Raw genomic sequence first — 20,608 nt, 5'->3', positions numbered from 1 at the left:
GCCGCCGCCATGGATTTCGAACTCACCGATGAACAGGTCATGCTGCGTGACACGGTCCGGGATCTGCTGGGCCGCGCCTACGACCCGGAGACCCGCCTGAAGGTCACCGACACCGACCTCGGCTGGAACCGCGACGTCTGGCGGCAGCTCGCCGAATTGGGCGTCCTCGGACTGGCTTTCGACGAGGAGGACGGCGGCGCGGGCGCCGGCCCGGTCGAGACCATGGTGGTCATGGAGGAGATCGGCCGCCGCAATGCGCCCGAACCCTTCCTCGACGCCGTGCTGGTACCCGGCGGGCTGGTGGCCCGCGCCGGCACCGCCGACCAGCGGCAGCGCGTGCTGCCCGCGCTGGCCGGCGGTGAGATCCTGCTGGCCTTCGCGCACGAGGAGCCCGGCACCCGATGGCCCGCAACCGAACTGGCCACCACCGCGGTCCGCGACGGCGACAGCTATCGGGTCACCGGCGTCAAGAACCCCGTCCCGCACGGTGACTGCGCCGATCAGCTGGTGGTCAGCGCCGCCCTTACCGGCGGCGGCATCGGCCTGTTCCTGATCGCGGCCGACGCCGAGGGTGTCACCAGGACCCCCTACCGCACCTTCGACGAGCGCCGCGGTGCGCAGCTCGAATTCGCCTCCGCCACGGCCGAACTCCTCGGCGACGGCGGCGACGCGCAGCCGGTGGTGGACGCGGTGGAGGTGGCGGCGCAGGCGAGCCTGTGCGCCGAATCCCTCGGTGCGATGGAGGAGGCCCTGCGGCTGACCGCCGAATACCTGAAGACGCGCAAGCAGTTCGGCGTCACGCTGTCCAGGTTCCAGACCCTGACCCAGCGTGCCGCCAATATGTATGTGTCCCTGGAACTCGCGCGCAGCATGAGCCTGTACGCCACGGCCTCCGTCGCCGACGGTTCCGCCGACCGGGTGGCGGCATCGCGCGCCCGGCTGCAGGTCGGCCGCTCCGCCCGCCACATCGGCCAGGAGTCCATCCAGATGCACGGCGGTATCGGCATCACGACCGAATACCCGGTCAGTCACTACGTGGCCCGCCTCACCGCCATCGCCCGCACCCTGGGCGGCGACCTGGAACACCTGCGCGTCCTCACCGACCGCGTGGGCGACTACACCCTCGTGGAGTTCTGACCCGCAGCACCGAGGCCGCGCCCCGCTCCACCCGGAGTGGGGCGCATCGACCGACGCAGAATTCACTGGTGCGCAGTGGATCTCGGCATGCTCCTGCTCTCGGCGGGGCAGGGCGCGAAGCTGGAATTCCGGTGTCGGGGACGGGTGGGGCGGGCCCGCCCGCCCCCGGGGCAGGTGCACCAGCTCGGTGACGAGAAGGGCGCTCCGGTCGAAGACGGCGACCGGAGCGCTCGGTGGGGATCGGCCGCGCTACCCGTCGGAGTTGTCCGAGGCCGGGTGATCCGTGGTCGGGAGGGCGGTCGGCATGACCGTGGTGACCGGGAGTTCGGTTGTGGCGCGCGGGCTTTCGGTGGCCGGGCGCGTGGTGGTGGGCCGCGACGGGGTGGAGCGGATGCTCGCACTCGGGTCCGCGGCCGGGTCCTCCGGGGTGCCGGTGATGGTGGAGATCGGCGCGCGCCGGGAGGGCTGGTCGGCGGCCACCCGCCAGGTGGGGGACGGCGGGATGACGACGGCGGGCGTGGTGCTCGCACTGCTGTTCGTCGAAGTCACCGGCGCCGCTTGCAGATCGGCGTTCAGCGGCGGCGGCGCGACGTAGGTGTCGTTGTGCCCGAGGCCGCAGGCGCCCAGGAGAATGAGCCCGGCCGACACCACGCCGACCGCCGCGGCGGCGCCCGCCACGGGCTTGGGCAGGTGACGCAGCGGGGTGAGGCCGCGCTCGTCCGCGCCGGCGTTGCTGCCGTCCATTGGTGGCACTCCTGATTCGTGTCGAGTGGGCTCACCCTAACGGAGGCCGCGGGGCGGGGCCAGGCGGGTGGTCGGTTCAATAATCGGACGGCGCAGGCGATTCCGTAGGCCTCGGAAATATCTCAAACAGCCATGATTCAGATATCGAATTAGTAAACTCGCCGCGTTTTGGGTTCGTGTCGTATGGACTTTCCGTTGCGGAGCCGTAATGTGTGTCCAAAGTTACACGTGAGACGCTCGAAATTTGCCGAGGGGCGCGCCGAAGAATCGCGAGACCCGGCGGGCGTCATCGAGGAGTGGATGATGGGTGCTTTTTCGGCATCTCCGCTGCGCGCATCGGCGCGTGCGGGAGAACCCGCGGCTCCCGGGCTGCGGATGTCGGCAATCCTGGCCCGCGTCGTCGCCTGGCTGATCTTCCTGGGTGGGCTCGGCGGCGCGGTGCTCGGCATTGCCGGACTACGCGTCGAAATCACCGTCGCCGGACTGATTCTCGCCTGCACCGCGGGTTTGGTGCTGCTCAAACTTCGGGCCGACGCACACGCTGGCTAATTCTCCGCGAATTAATCATTTGCGGCAATTACCCATTCGAATGCTTCGGCTTCGGACCGCGCACCCTCGATCGTCCGGGAGCGGTTGGGCTCACCGAGTTCCGTCAGCAACTCTTCGGAAATCCCCACCAGATCCGACAATACCGACGGGACAAACCATTCCGGACGGGTAGCGAACAGCAGATCCTCGCTCGAGGTGTTGCCGGAGGCGCCCGGCGCGAACGGGCAGCCGCCCAGCCCACCCAGCGAACCGTCCACCACGGCCGCGCCGGCGGCCAGGGCCGCCAGGGAATTCGCGACGCCCATGCCCCAGGTGTCGTGACCGTGGAAGACGATGCGGTGCTGCGGAGTTCCCCAGTGCCCGGTCGCGGCCACCGCCCCGATGAGCGCGCCGACCTGACCCGGATGCGCCTGGCCGAGGGTATCGGCCACCACGATGTCCGCCGACCCCTCGGTGCGCGGATCGGTGGCGATGGCCAGGACTCGCACGGGATCCACCGGCCCGTCGAACGGGCAGGTGAAAGCCGTTGCCAGGCAGAGCTGAATGCGCCCGCCGGCCTCCGCCGCGAGCCGCACGGCCTCCGGCATGGCGGCCAGGCTGTCCTCGGTGGTGCGGCCGATATTGGCCCTGTTGTGCGCATCCGACACCGAGAAGCAGTACTGGAAATTGCGCACGCCGGCCTCCGCGGCCCGCGCCACGTGCCTGGGTGTGGCCACCCAGACCCAGCAGCGTTCCAGTTCCGCGGGCGTGAGCTGGGCGACCAGCTCGAGGGTATTGGCCATGGGCGGCACCAGATCCGGGCGCGCCATGGATCCGATCTCCAGCTCGGGCACGCCCAGCGCCAGCAGCTGCCGCGCGATCTGGACCTTGCGCTCGGTGGGCAGCACTTTCCCGGTGAGCTGCAGGCCGTCGCGCAGCGTGACATCGCGCAGGGTCATGAGTTCGCCTCCAGGGCATCGATATCGGCGTCGGTCAGGCCGAGCAGGCCGGTGAGCACCTCGCGGGTGTGCTCACCGAGGTCCGGGCCGACATTGCGGATGGGCAGCGATCGGCCGCCGATCACGGGGACGATGCCCGGGAAGCCGACCTCCTTGGGCTCGGGCTCGCCCACGTCCACCCGGAAGGGCTGAATCATATTGCGCGCCCGGTACTGCTCGTCGGAGACGATGTCGGCGGCGGTGTAGATGGGCCCGCACGGAATGGCGGCCGCCTCCAGCACCCGCAGCGCCTCCTCACGAGTGCGCACCCGTGTCCACTCGGCGATCGAGGCGTCCAGCCGCTCGCGGTGGCGCCAGCGTCCGGCATTGTCCTGCAGCTCCGGATCGGCGGCGAGGTCCGGGCGGTCGATGACCTGCATGTACCGCTGGAAGATGGCGTCGCCATTGCCGCCGATGATGATGCTGGTGCCGTCGCTGCACGGATAGGCATTGCTGGGCGCGATGCCCTCCATGCGCCCGCCGACGCGTTCGCGATTGATGCCGTAGGCCAGATAGTCGGGCACCAGGGATTCCATGACCGACAGGATGGATTCGTTGAGCGCCACGTCGATGACGCGCTGCTCCAAGGGAATCCGCTGCACCCGCTCGCGCTGGAACAGTGCCATCACGGTGCCGAACGCGGCGTAGATCCCGGCAATGGAATCGCCGATGGACACGCCGACCCGCACCGGCGGCCGGTCCGGATCGCCCACGAGTTCGCGCAACCCGCCGACCGCCTCGGCCACCGCCGCGAAGCCGGGCCGCTGCGCGAGCGGACCGGTCTGGCCGTACGCGGAGATGCGGGTGATGACCAGATTCGGGTTGGCCTCGTTGAGCACCTCGGGCCCGAGGCCCCACTTCTCGAGCATCCCGGGCCGGAAGTTCTCCAGTAGCACATCGCACTGCTCGATCAGATCCAGCACGATCCTGCGTCCGGCCTCGGTGCGCAGATCCAGCGTGATGGACTTCTTGTTCCGGTTGACCGTCCGGTACAGCATCGAGGTGTCACCGCCGTAGAGCCGCCAATTCCGCAGCTCATCACCGGTTTTCGGCCGCTCCACCTTGATCACCTCGGCCCCGAAGTCCCCGAGAATCCGTCCGGCCGTCGGCGCGGCCACATAGTTGCCCAGTTCCAGAACCCGAACGCCGTCGAGCGGCCGAATCTCCATGCCCACAGTCTGCACGATGGGCGTATCCCGAAAACGGCGAAGCCGGTGCGACGGTCGAGAGGACAGTTGCACCGGCGTGCCGATTGCGGAACCTACAACGACTCCACGAAAGTTCGGACCGCTCTGTCGGTTCGCGGCCCGTCTCGTTCTGGACTGCGGCTGGAATAGACCTCCGCCTTGGAGCGGGGGAGCGAAGCGGAGGAGCGGAGGAGGGAAGAACGAGACCTTCAGGGCCGCGAACCCGCCCGGAGCGAAGCGGAGGGCAAATCGAACACAGCTTCAGGCGGCGCGGGGTGCGACCTCCTCGATGATCGAATAGTGCTCGGCATTGCCGGTGATGATGGTGCTGGTTTCTCCGTTCACACCGACCGGGACGTCGCCGGCCAGGGTGATGCGGGTGAGGCGGCGGGGCTGGCCGTCGTAGTCGTCGATGGCGTAGTGCTGGGTGGCGCGGTTGTCCCAGATCGCCACATCGCCGAGCTGCCAGTTCCAGCGGGTGGTGTTCTCCAACCGGGTGACGCGGTTCTGCAGCAGCTGGAACAGGGCCTGTGATTCGGCGGCGGAGAAGCCGACGAAGTTCTTCACGAAATGCCCGAGCAGCAGCGCGCGTTCGCCGGTGACGGGGTGCACGCGCACCACCGGGTGCTCGGTCTCGTAGTAGGTGGACTCGAATTCCTCGCGGTAGGCCTTGATATTTGCCGTCACCTGCGCGTTCTCGCCGCGCGCGACCTCGGTGCGGTCGGCGGCGTAGTCGTAGGCGTTGGTGTGGCGGGCGCGCAGGTTCTCGACCAGGGCCCGCAGCGGCGCGGGCAGCGAGTCGTAGGCCGCCACGGTCGACGCCCAGGTGGTGGAGCCGCCGTAGGACGGCAGGTGCACCGCGCGCAGGATGGACGCCTTCGGAATCCGGTCCACGAAGGTGACGTCGGTGTGCCAGCTGTTGGCGCGGCCGTACTCGGAGTCGATGGGCAGCGTCTTGACGCCCTTGGAGGTGACGGTCGGGTGCGGGGTGGTCGGCGCGCCGAGCAGCTGCGCGAACTCGTACTGCCCGTCCTCGGTCAGGTGCTCCTGGCCGCGGAAGAAGATGACCTTGTGCTTGTGCAGTGCGTCCTGGATGGCCTGCACGGTCACCGAATCCAGATCGCCGCCCAGTCGCACGCCGTCGATGCGCGCGCCGATCTTGCTGCCCAGCTGCACGACAGTGAGGTTGGATGTTGCGTAATCGACGGACATGCAATGCCTTTCGCCCGATGGAGTCCGGCCCGGATTCGAGCCGTGACCAGCACACCATCGGGGCGTCCGGTGAAACAGGTTCAGGATCAGCCGGATCGAAAGGCTCGTGAGCTAACGCCCCGCACTACCGGAGGCGTTCGCGGAGAACTACCCGAGGTGTTCGCGGAGATAAGCCAGGTCGTCGGCGACACCCTCGGCGGGGGTCTCCAGGATCACCGGCGCTGCGGCCGTACGGCACACCTCGGCCAGCAACTGCGGGTCGATGGTCCCGTCGGCGAAGTTGGCGTGCCGGTCCGCGCCCGAATCGAAGGCGTCCCGCGAGGAGTTCAGGTGCACCAGGTCGATGCGCCCGGTGATCCCCTTGATCCGCTCCACGATCCCGACCAGTTCCTCACCGCCCGCCCAGGCGTGGCAGGTGTCGAGGCAGAATCCGGCCCCGAAGTCGCCGACCGCGTCCCACAGCCGCCCGATATCGTCGAAATACCGTGCCATGGCGTGATTTCCGCCGGCCGTGTTCTCGATGAGGATGGGCACCGCGAATCCGCCCTTGTCCTGCTGCCGCTCGAACAGCTTGCGCCAGTTGACGAATCCCTCGGCCATCTCCTCGTCGGACCGCACGTGGCCGCCGTGCACGACCAGCCCGAAGGCGCCCAGCTCGGCGGCGGCCTTGGCCTGCTGCGCCACCGCGTTGCGCGAGGGCATGCGCAGCCGGTTGTTCAGGCTGGCCACATTGATCTGATAGGAGGAGTGCACCACCAGGTCGATATCGCTGGCCTTGATCTCCTCGGCCCGCGGGTGGGGTTGGGGCTTGTCCCAGCTCTGCGGATCCACCACGAACATCTGGATGACGTCGGCCCCGAGCTTCTCGCCGAAGCCGATCGGGTCGCTGTCCATTCGGACGTGAGCTCCAATGCGCATGCGGCCAGCGTATCCCCGACCCCCGACACCGCGGACGGGTCACCTGCAGCGATAAGCAAACGTTGAGTGTTGCGTTAGCGGGCCGCGCGTAGATAGTTCGGTAGGCCGCGAATCGGCTACAGTTTCGGTGTTTTCGGATCGGCCCGAACGATCACGCCGATCGTCTGTGGTACCTCGCGCGCTGGTGGGTCCCGGCACGTGGAATGGGAAGTGGGAGATCGTCATGCTGTCCAACGGTGACGTTTTTGCTGGGTATGTCATCGAACGGCAGCTCGGCCGGGGTGGCATGGGTTCGGTGTACCTGGCCAAGCATCCGCGGCTGCCGCGGATGACGGCGCTCAAGCTGCTGAATCGGGAGATGGTCTTCGACAAGGAGGTCCGCGCACGCTTCGAGCGCGAGGCCGACCTGGTCGCGCAACTGGACCACCACAATATTGTCACCGTCTACGACCGCGGGCTCGAGGACGGCCAGCTGTGGATCTCCATGCAGTACATCGACGGCATCGATGCCGCCAGCGTGAATCCGCAGACGCTGCCGCCCGAGCGGGCCGTGCAGATCGTCGCCGAGATGGCCGACGCCCTGGATTACGCGCACCGCAACGAGGTGCTGCACCGGGATGTGAAGCCCGCCAATATCCTGCTGGCCCGCTCCACCGGCGGTAAGGGCGAGCGGGTGTACCTGACCGACTTCGGTATCGCGCGGCTGCGCGACGACAGCGGCCACCTGACCCAGACCGGGACGTTCACCGCGACTCTGGCCTACGCCTCGCCCGAGCAGCTGACCGGCTCCGCGCTGGACGGCCGCTCCGACCAGTATTCGCTGGCCTGCACGCTGTTCTGGCTGTTCACCGGGTCCGGTCCGTTCTCGGCGACCAATCCGGCGGCCGTCATCCAGGGGCATCTGCAGAATCCGCCGCCGCCGCTGGGTAGTGCACGTTCCGGGCTGCCGCCGAGCCTGGACATGGTGATCGCCAAGGCCATGGCCAAGCGTCCCGAGGATCGCTTCGCCAGCTGCAGCGACTTCGCGGCCGCCGCCCGTCGCGCCCTGGCCAATCCGAGCGCGCCGGCCATTCCGCTGGTGCAGCGCACGTCGCCGCCGATGCCGGTCATGCCGTACACCGGCGGGCCGAACCCGGTGGCGCCGTCCCCGACCGCGGGTGGCATGCCGACCGGTATGCCCATGTATACGGGTGGTGCCATGCCGACCGGCAATCCGGTGACCGGAGGCGCGTACCCGACCGGTGTGCCGATGACCGGTGCGCCCATGCCGACCGCGGGCCCGCGTCCGCAGACCGCGCCGCCGTCCCCGGCGGTGCCGTATCCGGCTCCGACACAGGTCAATCCGGCCCCGCCCAAGCCGGTCACCGGTAACTACACCGGACGCGGGACCAATCAGTACACCCAGGCGCCGTCCTATACCTATCCGAGTCCGGGTCAGCCGCAGCGTCCGCCGGTCGCGCCGGTGGGGTCGCAGCGGCAGGCGGAGCCGGCGAAGTCGAATACCGGCCTCATCATCGGCATTGTGCTGGCGGTGGTGGTGCTGCTCATCGTGGTGGTCGCGGTGATCGCGGCGGCGGGCAGCAAGGCCGGCGGCACCAAGGCCGGTGGCGCGCCGGGCAGTGTCGTGAACACCTCGGCGGGCGCGGCGCCCGGGGGCGCCCAGCAGATCGACTGGTCGGTCGCGGCCAAGCAGTTCCCGAAGCTGCTGCCCGCCGTCAAGTCCGGCGGCAAGGGCTACAACGGCGCGACCTGCTGGGTGGCCGACTCGCCGGTCTCCTCCGACGCCACCGACGGCACCCCGGACTTCGGCGACTGGAAGGTGCAGTGGCGCTGCTACGGCGGCAGCAACAACAACGACCCCTTCTACCGCATCTTCGCCTACGACTCGGCCGCCACCGTGCAGACCGTCCTGAGCGATCTGACCCCGGACACCAAGTCGCAGGACGCGAACGGCGGTAAGACCTACACCAACTACCAGTTCACCGACGACAGCCACCCGCGCCTGGTGACCGCCTTCACCGGCGACAACAACCGCACCCAGTACCTCATGTACACCGACGGCCTCACCGGCAGCCTCGATCCGGTCCTGAAGTGGTGGAAGAACGCCCCCATCAACTGACCGCTCGCTGACCTCGCATATTCGAATCCCGAAGCTGATCAGGCTAGGGTCGGCCCAGTATCCGGTTCGCGGCCCGTCTCGTTCCGGACTGCGGCTGGAATAGACCTCCGCCTTGGAGCGGGGAGCGGAGGAGGGAAGAACGAGACCTCCAGGGCCGCGAACCCGCCCGGAGCGAAGCGGAGGGCAAAAAATACAGAAAGGGAAGTTGTGCTGCGCGCTGGGGAAGTGTTCGCGGGTTACGAGATCGAACGCGAACTCGGCCGCGGCGGCATGGGGTCGGTGTATCTGGCCCGGCACCCCCGTCTGCCCCGGTTGATCGCGCTGAAGCTGCTGAGCCGGGACGTATTCGGCGATATCGAGATCCGGCGGCGGTTCGAGCGTGAGGGTGATCTCGTCGCACGGCTGGATCACCCCAATATCGTGCCGGTCTACGACCGCGGCATCGACGACGCGCAGCCGTGGATCGTCATGCGCTACATCGACGGTCCCGACGCGTCCCAGCTGGAGGCCGCGAATCTGCCGCCGCGTCAAGCGATCCAGATCATCGCCGAGACCGCGCGGGCCCTGGATTTCGCGCATCGACGCGGCGTGCTGCACCGGGATGTGAAGCCCGCCAACATCCTGCTCGAACGGCTGGACGGCGAGGAGCGAGTCTTCCTGGCGGACTTCGGCATTGCCCGCCTGCGCGACGACGCCACCAAGCTGACCCAGACCGGCTCGTTCACCGCGACGCTGACCTACGCCTCCCCGGAGCAGCTCTCGGGTCAGCCGCTGGATCCGCGCTCGGATCAGTATTCGCTGGCCTGCACGCTGTTCCGGTTGCTGACCGGGGACGTGCCATTCGCCGCCGAACATCCGGTGGGCATCATCCACGGTCACCTCAACCAGGCGCCGCCGCCGGTCAGCGCGCTGCGGGCCGGGCTGCCGCAGGCGCTGGACGCCGTGCTGGCCCGTGCGCTCGCCAAACACCCTGAGGGGCGGTTCGATTCGTGCGGTGAGTTCGCCGCGGCGGCCCAGCAGGCGCTGGAGAATCCGGCCGGGGCCACCGTGGTGGCGCACTCGCCGTTCGTTGCGCAGTCCGGCGGATCACCGGCGGCGCCAGGGCAATTCGGTCCCGCGCCGACGACCCCGCACGGTGTCGATCCGAATCTCGTTCCCGGACAGCAGCCGCCCGCGACCATGCGCTACACCGCCCAGGCGCCCGCGCCGGCCCCGCCCGCGCCGCGTCCGGCGCCGCCGCGGAAGAAGCGTTCGAAGCTGCGGGGCTGCCTACTGGGTGCGGCGGCCGTCGTGGTGCTGCCGCTGGTGGCGGTCGGCGGTTGTCTGGCCGCGCTGGATCGGAATGGGACCTCGCACAGCCCGGCAACCACCTCCGAGGCGCCCACGCCGACCACCGACGACGAGCCGACCCCGACCGAGACCACCGATCCCGCCGCCGGTATCCCGGAGCATTCCGGCGCCGACGCGCAGGTGCTCAGCCAGCGCTTCCCGCAGATGCTGCCGCAGTCCGACCCGAACGCCGACTCGAACTCCGGCACCGGCTACCAGGGCGCGGCCTGCACGACCTACCAGCATTCCGCGCCCCCGCCCGACACCGGATCCGGCGATCCCGACCTGGGCAACTGGGCGGTGGCCTGGAACTGTGCGGGCGGTGTCGGCCACCCGAGCTACCGGTTCGTCATGTACCGCTCGGCCACCGATGCCGAGGAAGCCCTGAACACTCTGTCCGGGTTTTCCCGCTCCGACGTCAAGGTGCGCGGCAACCTGTACACGAACTACCAGCTCAGCGACAGCGCCCTGCTGCGTCCACGCCTGGTGACGGAGTTCCACTCCCAGGACGGCAAGCACGCTTTCCTGATGTACAGCACCGGTTTCCTCGCCACCGACGACCAGTTGCTGGATTGGTGGCGGTCCGCCCCCATCAATTGAGGGCTGTTCGACGCGACTGTTCGTGTGGAGTCTGTGAGGACATCGTCGTCGGGGACATCCCGGATGGCGTCCATCCCAGAACCTAGACACACTGGACATCATGACTTCGAACGTCTCGGAATCCGCCACGCTCGAGCAGAGCACGGCCGCGGTCGCCGCCCGAGCGACCGATCTTGTGAAGATCTACGGATCGGGCGACACACAGGTTCGTGCACTGGACGGGGTGACGGCCGAGTTCGCGAAGGGCGAGTTCACCGCCATCATGGGCCCCTCGGGCTCGGGCAAGTCGACCCTCATGCACTGCCTGGCCGGTCTCGATGCCGCCACCGCGGGCGCGGTCCACATCGGTGACACCGACCTGACCAAGCTCTCGGACAAGCAGATGACCACGCTGCGCCGCGACCGCATCGGCTTCGTCTTCCAGGCGTTCAACCTGGTCCCCACGCTGACCGCGCTGGAGAACATCACGCTGCCGCTGGACATCGCGAACCGCAAGGCCGACGAGGAGTGGCTGGCGACGGTGGTCAAGCGCCTGGGCCTGGGCGACCGGCTCACCCACCGGCCCGCCGAGCTCTCGGGAGGTCAGCAGCAGCGCGTGGCCTGTGCTCGTGCGCTGGCGGGCAAGCCGGACATCATCTTCGGTGACGAGCCGACCGGCAATCTGGACTCGCACTCCTCCGGTGAGGTGCTCAACATCCTGCGCGCGGCGGTCAACGAGTTCGGGCAGACGGTGGTGATCGTGACCCACGATCCGCGCGCGGCCTCCTACGCCGACCGGGTCGTCTTCCTCGCCGACGGCCAGATCGTGGACGAATTGCGGGAGCCCACCGCCGATTCCGTGCTCGACAAGATGAAGTCGCTGGAGACCCTCTGATGGCTGCCTCTCCGATGCGCAAGGTCGCCTTGCGCAATCTCGCCGCGCACAAGGTGCGCCTGGTGCTGACCGTGCTGGCGGTGGTGCTCGGAACCGCCTTCATCTCAGGGTCTTTCATCTTCACCGACACGCTGCAGAGCACCTTCGACGGCATCTTCGCCTCCCAGGCCAAGGGCGTGGACGTGCGAGTGCAGCCCAAGGAGCAGCAGTCGCTCGGCGTACCGAACGACGTGGTGGACAAGCTCTCCCACCTGGACGGCGTCAAGACCGTCGCGCCCAGCGTCAATGGCCCGGTGGTGCTGCTGAAGGACGGGCACGCCGTGCAGACCGGTGGCGCACCGAGTTTCGGGCAGTCGTATCTGCCGCCGGGCAAGTCGGTGGCGGAGCCGGACAAGTTCATCGACGGCGTGCCGCCCGCCCAGCCGGGTCAGGTCGCCATCAACAAGGGCGGTGCGGAGCGGGCCGGGCTGAAGGTCGGCGACCACACCACGGTGCTGGTGCCGTCCAAGGGCAATATCGACGTCACCGTCTCCGGCATCTACGACATCGAGGCCTCCAATACCGGTGGGTTCATCTCGCTGCAGTTCGAGGATGCGCAGGCCCGCCAGCTCTTCACCGACGGCCTGCACGTGGCGTACGTGGACATCGCGGCCCAGCCCGGGCTGAAGGCCGATGATCTGCGCGATCGGATCAAGGCGGCGCTGCCCGACTACAAGGTGCAGGACGCCCAGCAGGTGCGTGACGACTTCAAGGCGCAGCTCGGCAATGCGCTGAAGTTCATCAACTACTTCCTGCTGGCGTTCGGGTCCATCGCGCTGCTGGTGGGCACGTTCATCATCTACAACACCTTCTCGATGCTGGTGGCGCAGCGGCTGCGCGAGCTCGCGCTGCTGCGCGCGGTCGGCGCGAGCCGCGGGCAGATCTCGCGGTCGGTGGTGGGGGAGTCGCTGATCGTCGGATTGATCGGCAGCGCACTGGGTCTGGCGGCGGGCGTCGGCCTGGCCTTCGGACTGTCCGGGCTGCTGAATGCCTTCAAGCTGGGTCTGCCCACCGGCACCATGTCGCTGGAGCCGCGCACCGTGTTCGTTGCCCTCGGCGTCGGCACCGTGGTGACGGTGCTCAGTGCGTACGCGCCGGCGCGGCGGGCGGCCAAGGTGCCGCCGGTGGAGGCGATGCGCTCGGAGTCCAACTCGGCCGGAGAGTCGTTGCGGCTGCGCACCATTATCGGCGCGGTGCTGGCGGTGGCCGGCGCGGTGCTGGTGGTGCTGGGTGCGCGCGGCACCGGCGGCAGTGCGGCCACGGTGGTCGGAATCGGCGCTGCCGCACTGATTTTCGCGGTGCTGTTCGCCTCCCCGGCGCTGTCGCGACCGGTGGTGACCGGGCTGGGTCTGCTGGTGCGGCCGTTCGGTCCGGTCGGAAGGATGGCGCGCAACAACGCGATTCGCAATCCGCGCCGGACCGCCGCGACGGCATTCGCGCTGACCCTGGGCCTGATGCTGGTGTCTGCCATCGGCATGCTCGGCTCCTCGGCCAAGGCCAGTGTGAGCGACCTGGTCGACAAGGGCGTGAAGGCCGACTACATCCTGGCCGGGCCGCCCGGCGGGATCATCGGCGTCCCGCTTGCCGCCACCGCCACCGTCGCGCAGCTGCCGCAGGTCAAGGACGTGGTGGCCTTCCATGGTGTCGCCCTGAAGGTCGACGGCAAGCAGGTGATCGGCACCGCGCCCGAGGGGCCGATGGCCAAGGTGCTCAACTACACCGTGGAGCAGGGCACCGACCAGCTCGGCGACGACGACATCATGGTGTCGGAAACCTATGCCTCCGACCATGATTGGAAGCTCGGCGAGAGCGTCGAGATCTCCAGCATGGACTACAAGAAGTTCAAGGTCACCGTCGCGGGCATCTACAAGGACACCCAGCTGCTGCAGAACATGGTCACCCCCATGGCCCTGTACCAGAAGACGGTCCCGGTCAGCTACCAGTCCAGCTTCCTGGTCCTGGTCGCCGCGCAGCCCGGCGCCGACCTCCCCGCCATGCGGAAGAACCTGGAGAAGGCCACCGAGCAGTACGTCATCGTCCAGGTCCTGGACCGCAACGACTTCAAGGGCGCCCAGGGTAAACAGATCGATACCCTGCTGGCCATCCTCTACGGCCTGCTGGCGCTGGCGGTGGTCATCGCCATCCTCGGCATCGTCAACACGCTGGCCCTGTCGGTGGTGGAACGCCGCCGCGAAATCGGCATGCTCCGCGCGGTGGGCATGCAGCGGGCCCAGGTCCGCCGCAGCATCTACCTCGAATCCATGCTCATCGCCATCTTCGGCGCGGTGGTAGGCGTCATCCTCGGCCTCGCCCTCGGCGTAGGCTTCCTCAAAACCCTTGCCGACCTGGGCATCGCAACCATCGCCGTGCCCTGGACCCAAATCGTGCTCATGCTCCTCGCCTCCGGCGTGGTCGGCGTCCTCGCCGCCCTCTGGCCCGCCGTGCGAGCCGCCCGCACACCCCCACTGGCCGCCATCGCAGACCTGTGAGCACTCCGGACCGATCCGGGCCCCTCGGGATTTCGATCCTGAGGGGCCCGGATCGTCTCCGCTGCGGGGGCTGAGGCGAGTTGTCATCGGGCGTTCATCCTGTGCGCCCGAAGAAGTCAGATTTGCTGCCTACTGTCAGCCGCCATGTTTGCTGTGGCCGGGGAGGGACTCGGGACGCGGGTCGTCCTGGAGGAACTGAGCCGTACCTATTCGGACGGGACCGGTTTGCTGCCCACCGATCTGGTGATCGAGCCGGGGGAGTTCGTGTCGGTGCTGGGGCCGTCCGGGTGTGGGAAGTCCACGCTGTTGCGGCTGCTGGCGGGGTTGGATCGGCCGCAGCAAGGGCGGATTCGGCTCGGCGACGAGGTGGTCTGCGATGTCGGGCGGGGCGAATTCGTGCCGCCGCGGCGCAGGCGTCTGGGGATGGTGTTCCAGGATCTGGCGCTGTGGCCCCATCTGACTGTCGCGGCGAATGTCGGGTTCCCGCTGCGGGTTACCGGTGTCGCGCGCGCCGAGGCGGGGCAGCGAGTGGCCGAGGCGCTGGCGCGGGTCGAGCTGGCCGCGGCGGCGGAGAAGATGCCGCATCAGTTGTCCGGCGGGCAGCAGCAGCGGGTGGCCATCGCCCGGGCGCTGGTGGCGCGGCCGAGCCTGCTGCTGATGGACGAGCCGCTGTCGGCGCTGGATGCCGCGCTGCGGGAGCAGCTGCGCACCGAGATTCGCTCGCTGACCACGGAATTGGGTCTCACCACGGTTTTCGTCACCCACGATCAGGCGGAGGCGATGAGCATGTCCGACCGCATCGTGGTGATGCGGGCCGGGCGCGTGCTGCAGCACGGTAGTCCGGAGGAGCTGTATCACCGGCCCACCGATCTGTTCGTGGCCGAGTTCGTCGGCACCTTCAATCCGCTGCCATCCGGTGGCGGTGTCCGCGCCGAGGCCGTGCGGGTCCTCGGCGAGACGCCCGCCGCACCGGATGAAGTGACCTTGTCGGGGACGGTCCGGTCATCCGTCTTCACCGGCGGCGCATACCAGTTGCGCTGCGCGGTCGACGGCGTCGACCGGCTCTGGACGGTTCCGGACCGGCGCGCGCACGCGGCCGGGACCGAACTGCGGCTGGCGGTGCGGGCAGACGACGTCTTCACCCCCGCCGCCTGAACCCGCTCTCCACCAGGCTTTTTCGAAAGGAATCCCCGAAATGTCGATGTCCCGTCGCGCTTTCGCCGCGGCCACGCTCGTGTCGGCGCTCGTGCTCGCCGGTTGCGGATCGGCCGCCGATGACACCGCGAAGACCGCGGTCACCAGCACCTGGACCGCCCCGGCGGGCCTGTCGGGCGAACTCACCCTGTACTCGGCCAACCCGCAGGAACTCACCGACGACCTGGTCGCCGCCTTCACCAAGGCATCCGGCGTGAAGGTGAACGTCTTCGCGGGTGAGACCGGCAAGATCACCGCGAAACTCGATGCCGAATGGGCGAATCCGCAGGCCGATATCGCGTACCTGGCCTCCTGGAGCCCGGCCGCGAAGTACGCCGCCGACGGCCGCACCCTGCCCTACCGCCCGGCCGGATCCGACCAGATCCGAGTCGGCTGGGCCGGCAAGGACGACGCCTTCGTCGGCCGCGACGGTTCGGTGCTGACGCTGGTGGTCAATACCAAGGCCATCACCACCCGCCCGCAGGACTGGGCCGATCTGGCCGGGCCGGACTACAAGGGCAAGGTGATCATGCCCGACCCGCGCGAATCCGGCACCGCCCGTGACCTGATCGCCGCCATGGTCGCGGCCTGGGGCAAGGACAAGACCTGGGAGCTGTTCGACAAGCTCTTCGCCAACGGCATGGTGGTGCACGGGGCGAACGGTCCGGCCCTGGACGATGTCACCGCCGGATCGCATGCCGTGATCCTCGGCGGCGTCGACTACTCCGCCTACGACGCCATCGCCAAGGGCGAACCGCTGCAGGTGATCTCGCCGTCCTCGGGCACCACCATCACCCCGCGCCCGGTGTTCGTGCTGAAGACCGCCAAGAACCCGGCAGCGGCCAAGGCGTTCCTGGACTTCATGTTCGCCCAGCAGGGCCAGCAGATCTCGGCCGCGCACAAGATGATTCCGGCGCGGCCCGAGGTGCCCGTCGCCGACGGCACGCGCAAATACGAGGACGTCAAGCAGCTTTCGTTCACCTGGGACCAGGTGAAGAGCAGTGGCAGCGACGTGCTCGCCGAATTCACCAAGCGCTATCTGGGCGCGGCGTGACCGCACGCCTCGACGAGGCCGCACCCGGTAGTGCGGCCACCCGTCCGCACACCGGCGGCGGGGTCTACGCCCTGCTGGCGCTGCTGCTGGTCGGTGTGGCCGCGCCGCTGGTGGCGGTGCTCATCCGGGCGGTGACCGGCTACGACGGGCGGCCGTCCGCGCTCGGGCAGCTCACCGAATCGGCGAATCTGCGGATCGTCGGCAATACGGTGCTGCTGGGTGTGCTGGTCGTGGTCATCGCCACCGTGATGGCCGCGCCGCTCGCCTTCCTCATGTCGTGGACGCCGCTGCGGCGGCACCGATGGATCGACATCGCCGTCATGGTCCCGTTCCTCACCCCGCCGTATGTGGCGGCCATGGCGTGGCTGGACTTCACCCGCGTCAACGGTCTCGCCGAGCGGTGGTTGGGGCCGTTCGGCGCGGGGTTGCGCGCGGTGGTGGAGACCCCGGTGGGGATGGCGGCCATCATGGCGTGCGAAATCTTCACCTTCCTGTACCTGCTGCTGCGCAACCGGCTCGACACCATCCCCGCCAGCGCGGATGAAATGGCAGCGGTGGCAGGGGCATCCGCCGGCCAGCGGCTGCGGCTGGTGCTGGCCCCGCTGCTGACACCCACCTATGCGCTGGGCGCGCTGATCGTGTTCATCCGCGCCGCAGGCGAATTCGGCACGCCGGTCACGCTCGGCAATCAGATCGGCTTCCCGGTGCTGGTGTCGGAGATCTACGGGAACGTCACCATCGACCCGCTGAATTTCCCGCGGGCTGCCGCGTTGTCGAGCCTGCTGCTGGCGATGGGGATGACCGTGTGGGGGCTGCAGCAGTGGGTGAGCCGCCGCGATATCGGGTTCGGCGGCCGCGCCGCACGCCGCGCCACCGTCGGGACCGGTCGCTGGACAGCGGCCGGGCTGCTGTGGCCGGGCCTGGTGCTGCTGGTGTCGGTGGTGGTGCCCTATATCGCGATCCTGCTGGGCGCCATGACGATTCTGCGTTCCAAGCCGCCGACGCCGGACAATCTCACCTTCGACTACTTCGCGCGGGTGCTGCGTCCGGGCCGGGGGCTGGAGGCGCTGCAGAACAGCGTGGTGCTGGCCTTCATCGCGGCCACCGTGACGACCGTGCTGGCCGTCGCCTGCGCCCTGGCGATCATCCGGCGCGGCCGGGATGCCGTACCGCGGGCCCGATCCGCGGCCCGGCGGGGCGTCGATCTGCTCGGCATCGCGCCCGACACCGTGCCGACCATCGTGCTGGTCATCGGCTTCATCTTCTTCTGGAACGCGCCCTGGCTGCCGCTCACGCCGTACAACACGCGCGCGATGGTGGTGCTCGCCTATGTGGTCATCACCCTGCCCATGGCGTTGCAGCAGGTGAAGACCGCCTATGCCGCCATCGACGACACCCTGCTGGAGGCCGCGGCCGCCGCGGGTGCGAACACCTGGCAGATCCTGCGCCGCATCACGATTCCGCTGCTCGTCCCCGGCCTCGTCGCGGGCTGGCTGCTGGCGTTCCTGCTGGGCGTGCGCGAGGTCGTCGCGTCCTCGATGGTGCGGCCGTCCTCGCTGCCGCTGCTGTCGCCGTGGATTCTCGGCCAATTCGATCAGGGTCACCGTGCCGAGGCCATGGCCATGACGGTGATCGGCGTGCTCAGCTCGACCGTCGTCCTGGTGATCCTGGAATGGTGGCGACGCCGCCTCACCGACCGGTCCACCCGATGATCCGGCTGGCACACGTCGCCGACATCCACCTGGGCGCCCGCCTGCGGGCGGTCCCGGACTATCCCGGCTGCCCCGCCATCGATCCGATCGAGGACGCCTACATCGCCTTCGCCGCTCTCCTGCAAAGGATTCTCGACGAGCGCTACGACGGCGTCCTCTTCGCCGGAGACCTCTTCGACCGGCACGAAGCCACCCCGCGTGCCCTCGCCACCGCCGAACAGGCGCTGGCCGACCTGCACGATGCGGGCATCCCCGTGGCCCTCATCTGGGGCAACCACGACGCCGAATCCCCCCTCCCGCAACATCTCCGGCTGCCACCCACGACCTGGCTCGCCCCCGCCGACAACCCTGTCAGCCACCACTGGCCCGACCTCGGCATCGCCCTGCACGCCCAGTCCATCGCCGCCCGCGACGACCTCCGCGACCTCGCCGCCGGTTACCCCGCCCCCCTCCCCGCCGCGACCAACATCGCCCTCCTCCACACCAGCCTCACCGGCGAATACAGCCGCCGGGCCTGCGCCCCAACCACTCTCGCCGCCCTGGCCGCGCATGGCTATGACTACTGGGCTCTGGGCCACGTCCACCAGCGCACCCACCTCGGCCCGGCCTCCTACGCCGGCAGCCCCCACCCCGCCCGCAAATCCGAGACGGGCCCGCGTGGTTTCCTCGAACTCCGCCTTTCCGGCGCCCTCACCGCGCACCCCGTCGACACCTCACCGGTCATCCGCGAACCTCTCACCGCCACAACGGAAGACGACATCTGGAAGCACTTCGACAACTACCCGTCGTCCGCCCGCCTCGTGATCTGGACCCTGAACGCCCCCACCCATCTCCTCGCCCCGGCCCGCGCCGCAGCCCGCAACTACCCCAACTTCGCAGTGGCACTTCCATGATCACCGCGTGTAGCCCGGCCTGGATGGCCGGCCAGCACGGTCGGAGGGGTGGTCAGGCGCCGAAGTCGGCGCGGTGGTCTTCGGCCCACTCGGCGAGGGTGCGTCCGGGCTTGCCGGTCACGGTGGTGGCAGGACGCGCCCGGTCGGGGGTGGTGAGGGTGTCGCTCCAGTAGTCGAGCAGCATCTTCATGATCGGCTCGGGGATGAATTGCGCTGTCTCGGCGCGGAATTCGTCGGCAGTAATCTCGATCAGCGGGATCTCCCGGCCGAGCGCGGCGCTCAGCGTGGCGACCTGCTCGGTGCGGGTGAGCGCCTGCGGGCCGGTGATCGGGATGATCTGGCCGATGTGATCGTCGGACAGCAGCGTCTCGGCCGCGGCCTCGGCGACGTCGAATTCGTGGACCGGTGCCTGAGCGGACGACAGATACGGCGCCCGGATCGGCGCACCCGAGCTGATCTGCCACCGCCATTCGAGCAGGTTGTTGGCAAAGGTGCCGGGGCGCAGGATCGTCCACCCGTCGGTGCGCTCGGTGACGGCGGCTTCCACGGCACTGTGGTGCAGCTGGCTCGCCGAGTCGTGGTCGCGGGGGAATTCCATTGCCGCGGCCAGCGAGGACAGGACCGTGAAGCGCTGCACGCCGGCGGCGACGGCCGCGGCCATGAAAACGCCGACGCCCCGCGCCGGGAACACGAAGGCGCGATCAACACCCTCGAACACCTGCGAGCCGAGGGTCGACGCCTCAGCCAGATCACCGGCGACGACCTCGACCCCCTCGGGCAGGTTCGCGTCTTCGGGCTTACGGGTCAGCGCGCGGACCGCGACGCCGCGAGCGAGGAGGGTGGCCACGAGGTGGCGGCCGACGGCGCCGGTCGCTCCGGTGACGAGGACGGTCGGGCGGGAGTTGCGAATCTCTGTGCTGCTCATGACAGGAATACTTCTGCCAAAGCCCACCCCGCCACATCACGAGAATTCGTTACTTCCCGTCGTACCTCGGGGTGTGCAACGGTCCTGCAGTCGGTTCGGAATTGTGCGAGCGGTTTCGGGCATGGTCGACTGCACGAGTATCGCGCCGATCAGCATGATGGCCGCCCCGACCATCTGTATCGGCCTGAGCGACTGGCCGAGCAGTAGCCAGGCCAGCGCGGCGGCGACCAGCGGTTCGACTCCGGCCAGCACGCTGGCCGGAGCTGAGGGCAGGTCGCGGAGGGCTCGAAGTCCGGCCAGGTACGGCAGCGCGGTGCCGGCCGAGGCCAGTGCCAGCAAAAGCAGCCACGAAGGTGCCTGCAGACCACCCAATTCCGCTGGGGCTGTGAGTAGGTGGGCGGGCAGCGTCCACGGCGGGGTGAACACTGCCACCACCATCGCGCCGATGGTCGAACCGAGGGCAGTCAGCCCGGCCGGGTCGTGCCTGCCGGCGCAGTGTTCGCCGAGCAGGAAGTATCCGGCCGAGCAGATCGCCGAGCCCAGCCCGGCGGCAATACCGAGCATGTTCAGGTGGGAGCTCCGCCCACGAGGTCAGAGCCCACCCGGTCGCCCGGATTCGGATCGAAGCCCGCCCAACCCTTTCCGTCGTCGCCACC

17 protein-coding genes are annotated in these 20,608 nt (G+C 68.9%); 10 read left to right on the top strand and 7 right to left on the bottom strand.

Annotated features, from left to right (window positions below):
* The first annotated feature begins 9 nt into the window (after positions 1-9).
* The gene (locus ACQP1O_RS36080) at positions 10-1,137 is read left to right on the top strand and encodes an acyl-CoA dehydrogenase family protein (protein ID WP_433562810.1); all 1,128 of its coding nucleotides are present in this window, start codon (positions 10-12) and stop codon (positions 1,135-1,137) included.
* A 249-nt stretch (positions 1,138-1,386) separates the two neighbouring features.
* Here the strand turns inward: ACQP1O_RS36080 and ACQP1O_RS36075 are convergent, their stop codons facing one another.
* The gene (locus ACQP1O_RS36075) at positions 1,387-1,881 is read right to left on the bottom strand and encodes a hypothetical protein (protein ID WP_433562809.1); all 495 of its coding nucleotides are present in this window, start codon (positions 1,879-1,881) and stop codon (positions 1,387-1,389) included.
* A 228-nt stretch (positions 1,882-2,109) separates the two neighbouring features.
* On the opposite strand from ACQP1O_RS36075, the gene ACQP1O_RS36070 reads away from it, so the two are divergent.
* Positions 2,110-2,430, top strand: coding sequence for a hypothetical protein (locus ACQP1O_RS36070; protein ID WP_433562808.1), 321 nt, complete (start codon positions 2,110-2,112; stop codon positions 2,428-2,430).
* 11 nt (positions 2,431-2,441) lie between these two features.
* Here the strand turns inward: ACQP1O_RS36070 and ACQP1O_RS36065 are convergent, their stop codons facing one another.
* The 4 genes from ACQP1O_RS36065 to ACQP1O_RS36050 form a co-directional block, all read right to left on the bottom strand.
* Entirely contained in the window at positions 2,442-3,368 is a 927-nt protein-coding gene (locus tag ACQP1O_RS36065; RefSeq protein WP_433562807.1) for a hydroxymethylglutaryl-CoA lyase, read from the bottom strand.
* Positions 3,365-4,576 (bottom strand): CaiB/BaiF CoA transferase family protein, encoded by a 1,212-nt coding sequence (locus ACQP1O_RS36060; RefSeq protein WP_433562806.1) that lies wholly within the window; start codon positions 4,574-4,576, stop codon positions 3,365-3,367. The genes ACQP1O_RS36065 and ACQP1O_RS36060 overlap by 4 nt, the downstream gene beginning before the upstream one ends.
* A 279-nt stretch (positions 4,577-4,855) precedes the next feature.
* Positions 4,856-5,806, bottom strand: a complete 951-nt coding sequence (locus tag ACQP1O_RS36055; protein ID WP_433562805.1) for a TauD/TfdA dioxygenase family protein — start codon at positions 5,804-5,806, stop codon at positions 4,856-4,858.
* 147 nt (positions 5,807-5,953) lie between these two features.
* Complete coding sequence (locus ACQP1O_RS36050; RefSeq protein WP_433562804.1) at positions 5,954-6,724, bottom strand: deoxyribonuclease IV; 771 nt, start codon at positions 6,722-6,724, stop codon at positions 5,954-5,956.
* A gap of 223 nt (positions 6,725-6,947) precedes the next feature.
* On the opposite strand from ACQP1O_RS36050, the gene ACQP1O_RS36045 reads away from it, so the two are divergent.
* From ACQP1O_RS36045 to ACQP1O_RS36010, 8 genes are all read left to right on the top strand, one after another.
* Positions 6,948-8,843, top strand: a complete 1,896-nt coding sequence (locus ACQP1O_RS36045) for a serine/threonine protein kinase (protein ID WP_433562803.1) — start codon at positions 6,948-6,950, stop codon at positions 8,841-8,843.
* 207 nt (positions 8,844-9,050) lie between these two features.
* A complete protein-coding gene (locus ACQP1O_RS36040; protein WP_433562802.1) occupies positions 9,051-10,772 on the top strand; it encodes a serine/threonine-protein kinase in 1,722 nt (573 codons plus the stop codon).
* Between the two features lie 100 nt (positions 10,773-10,872).
* On the top strand, positions 10,873-11,646 hold the full coding sequence (locus tag ACQP1O_RS36035) for an ABC transporter ATP-binding protein (RefSeq protein ID WP_433562801.1): 774 nt from the start codon (positions 10,873-10,875) through the stop codon (positions 11,644-11,646).
* On the top strand, positions 11,646-14,174 hold the full coding sequence (locus ACQP1O_RS36030; protein WP_433562800.1) for an ABC transporter permease: 2,529 nt from the start codon (positions 11,646-11,648) through the stop codon (positions 14,172-14,174). The genes ACQP1O_RS36035 and ACQP1O_RS36030 overlap by 1 nt, the downstream gene beginning before the upstream one ends.
* A gap of 144 nt (positions 14,175-14,318) precedes the next feature.
* Complete coding sequence (locus ACQP1O_RS36025) at positions 14,319-15,329, top strand: ABC transporter ATP-binding protein (protein ID WP_433562799.1); 1,011 nt, start codon at positions 14,319-14,321, stop codon at positions 15,327-15,329.
* A 40-nt stretch (positions 15,330-15,369) separates the two neighbouring features.
* Positions 15,370-16,422: an extracellular solute-binding protein gene (locus tag ACQP1O_RS36020; RefSeq protein ID WP_433562798.1), complete on the top strand. Its 1,053-nt coding sequence runs from the start codon at positions 15,370-15,372 to the stop codon at positions 16,420-16,422.
* Positions 16,419-18,134: an ABC transporter permease gene (locus tag ACQP1O_RS36015; protein WP_433562797.1), complete on the top strand. Its 1,716-nt coding sequence runs from the start codon at positions 16,419-16,421 to the stop codon at positions 18,132-18,134. The genes ACQP1O_RS36020 and ACQP1O_RS36015 overlap by 4 nt, the downstream gene beginning before the upstream one ends.
* On the top strand, positions 18,131-19,027 hold the full coding sequence (locus ACQP1O_RS36010) for a metallophosphoesterase family protein (RefSeq protein ID WP_433562796.1): 897 nt from the start codon (positions 18,131-18,133) through the stop codon (positions 19,025-19,027). Before ACQP1O_RS36015 ends, ACQP1O_RS36010 begins: the two co-directional genes overlap by 4 nt.
* Before the next feature lie 52 nt (positions 19,028-19,079).
* Here the strand turns inward: ACQP1O_RS36010 and ACQP1O_RS36005 are convergent, their stop codons facing one another.
* On the bottom strand, positions 19,080-19,952 hold the full coding sequence (locus ACQP1O_RS36005) for an SDR family oxidoreductase (RefSeq protein WP_433562795.1): 873 nt from the start codon (positions 19,950-19,952) through the stop codon (positions 19,080-19,082).
* Positions 19,953-19,988: 36 nt separating this feature from the next.
* Positions 19,989-20,516 (bottom strand): EamA family transporter, encoded by a 528-nt coding sequence (locus tag ACQP1O_RS36000; RefSeq protein WP_433562794.1) that lies wholly within the window; start codon positions 20,514-20,516, stop codon positions 19,989-19,991.
* Positions 20,517-20,608 lie beyond the last annotated feature (92 nt).

The sequence above is a fragment of the Nocardia sp. CA-151230 genome (assembly GCF_050942175.1).
In the GTDB taxonomy this organism is placed as follows: domain Bacteria; phylum Actinomycetota; class Actinomycetes; order Mycobacteriales; family Mycobacteriaceae; genus Nocardia.
The sequence above is the reverse complement of the archived record's forward strand: the minus strand, read 5'-3'. Positions and strand labels throughout refer to the sequence as shown.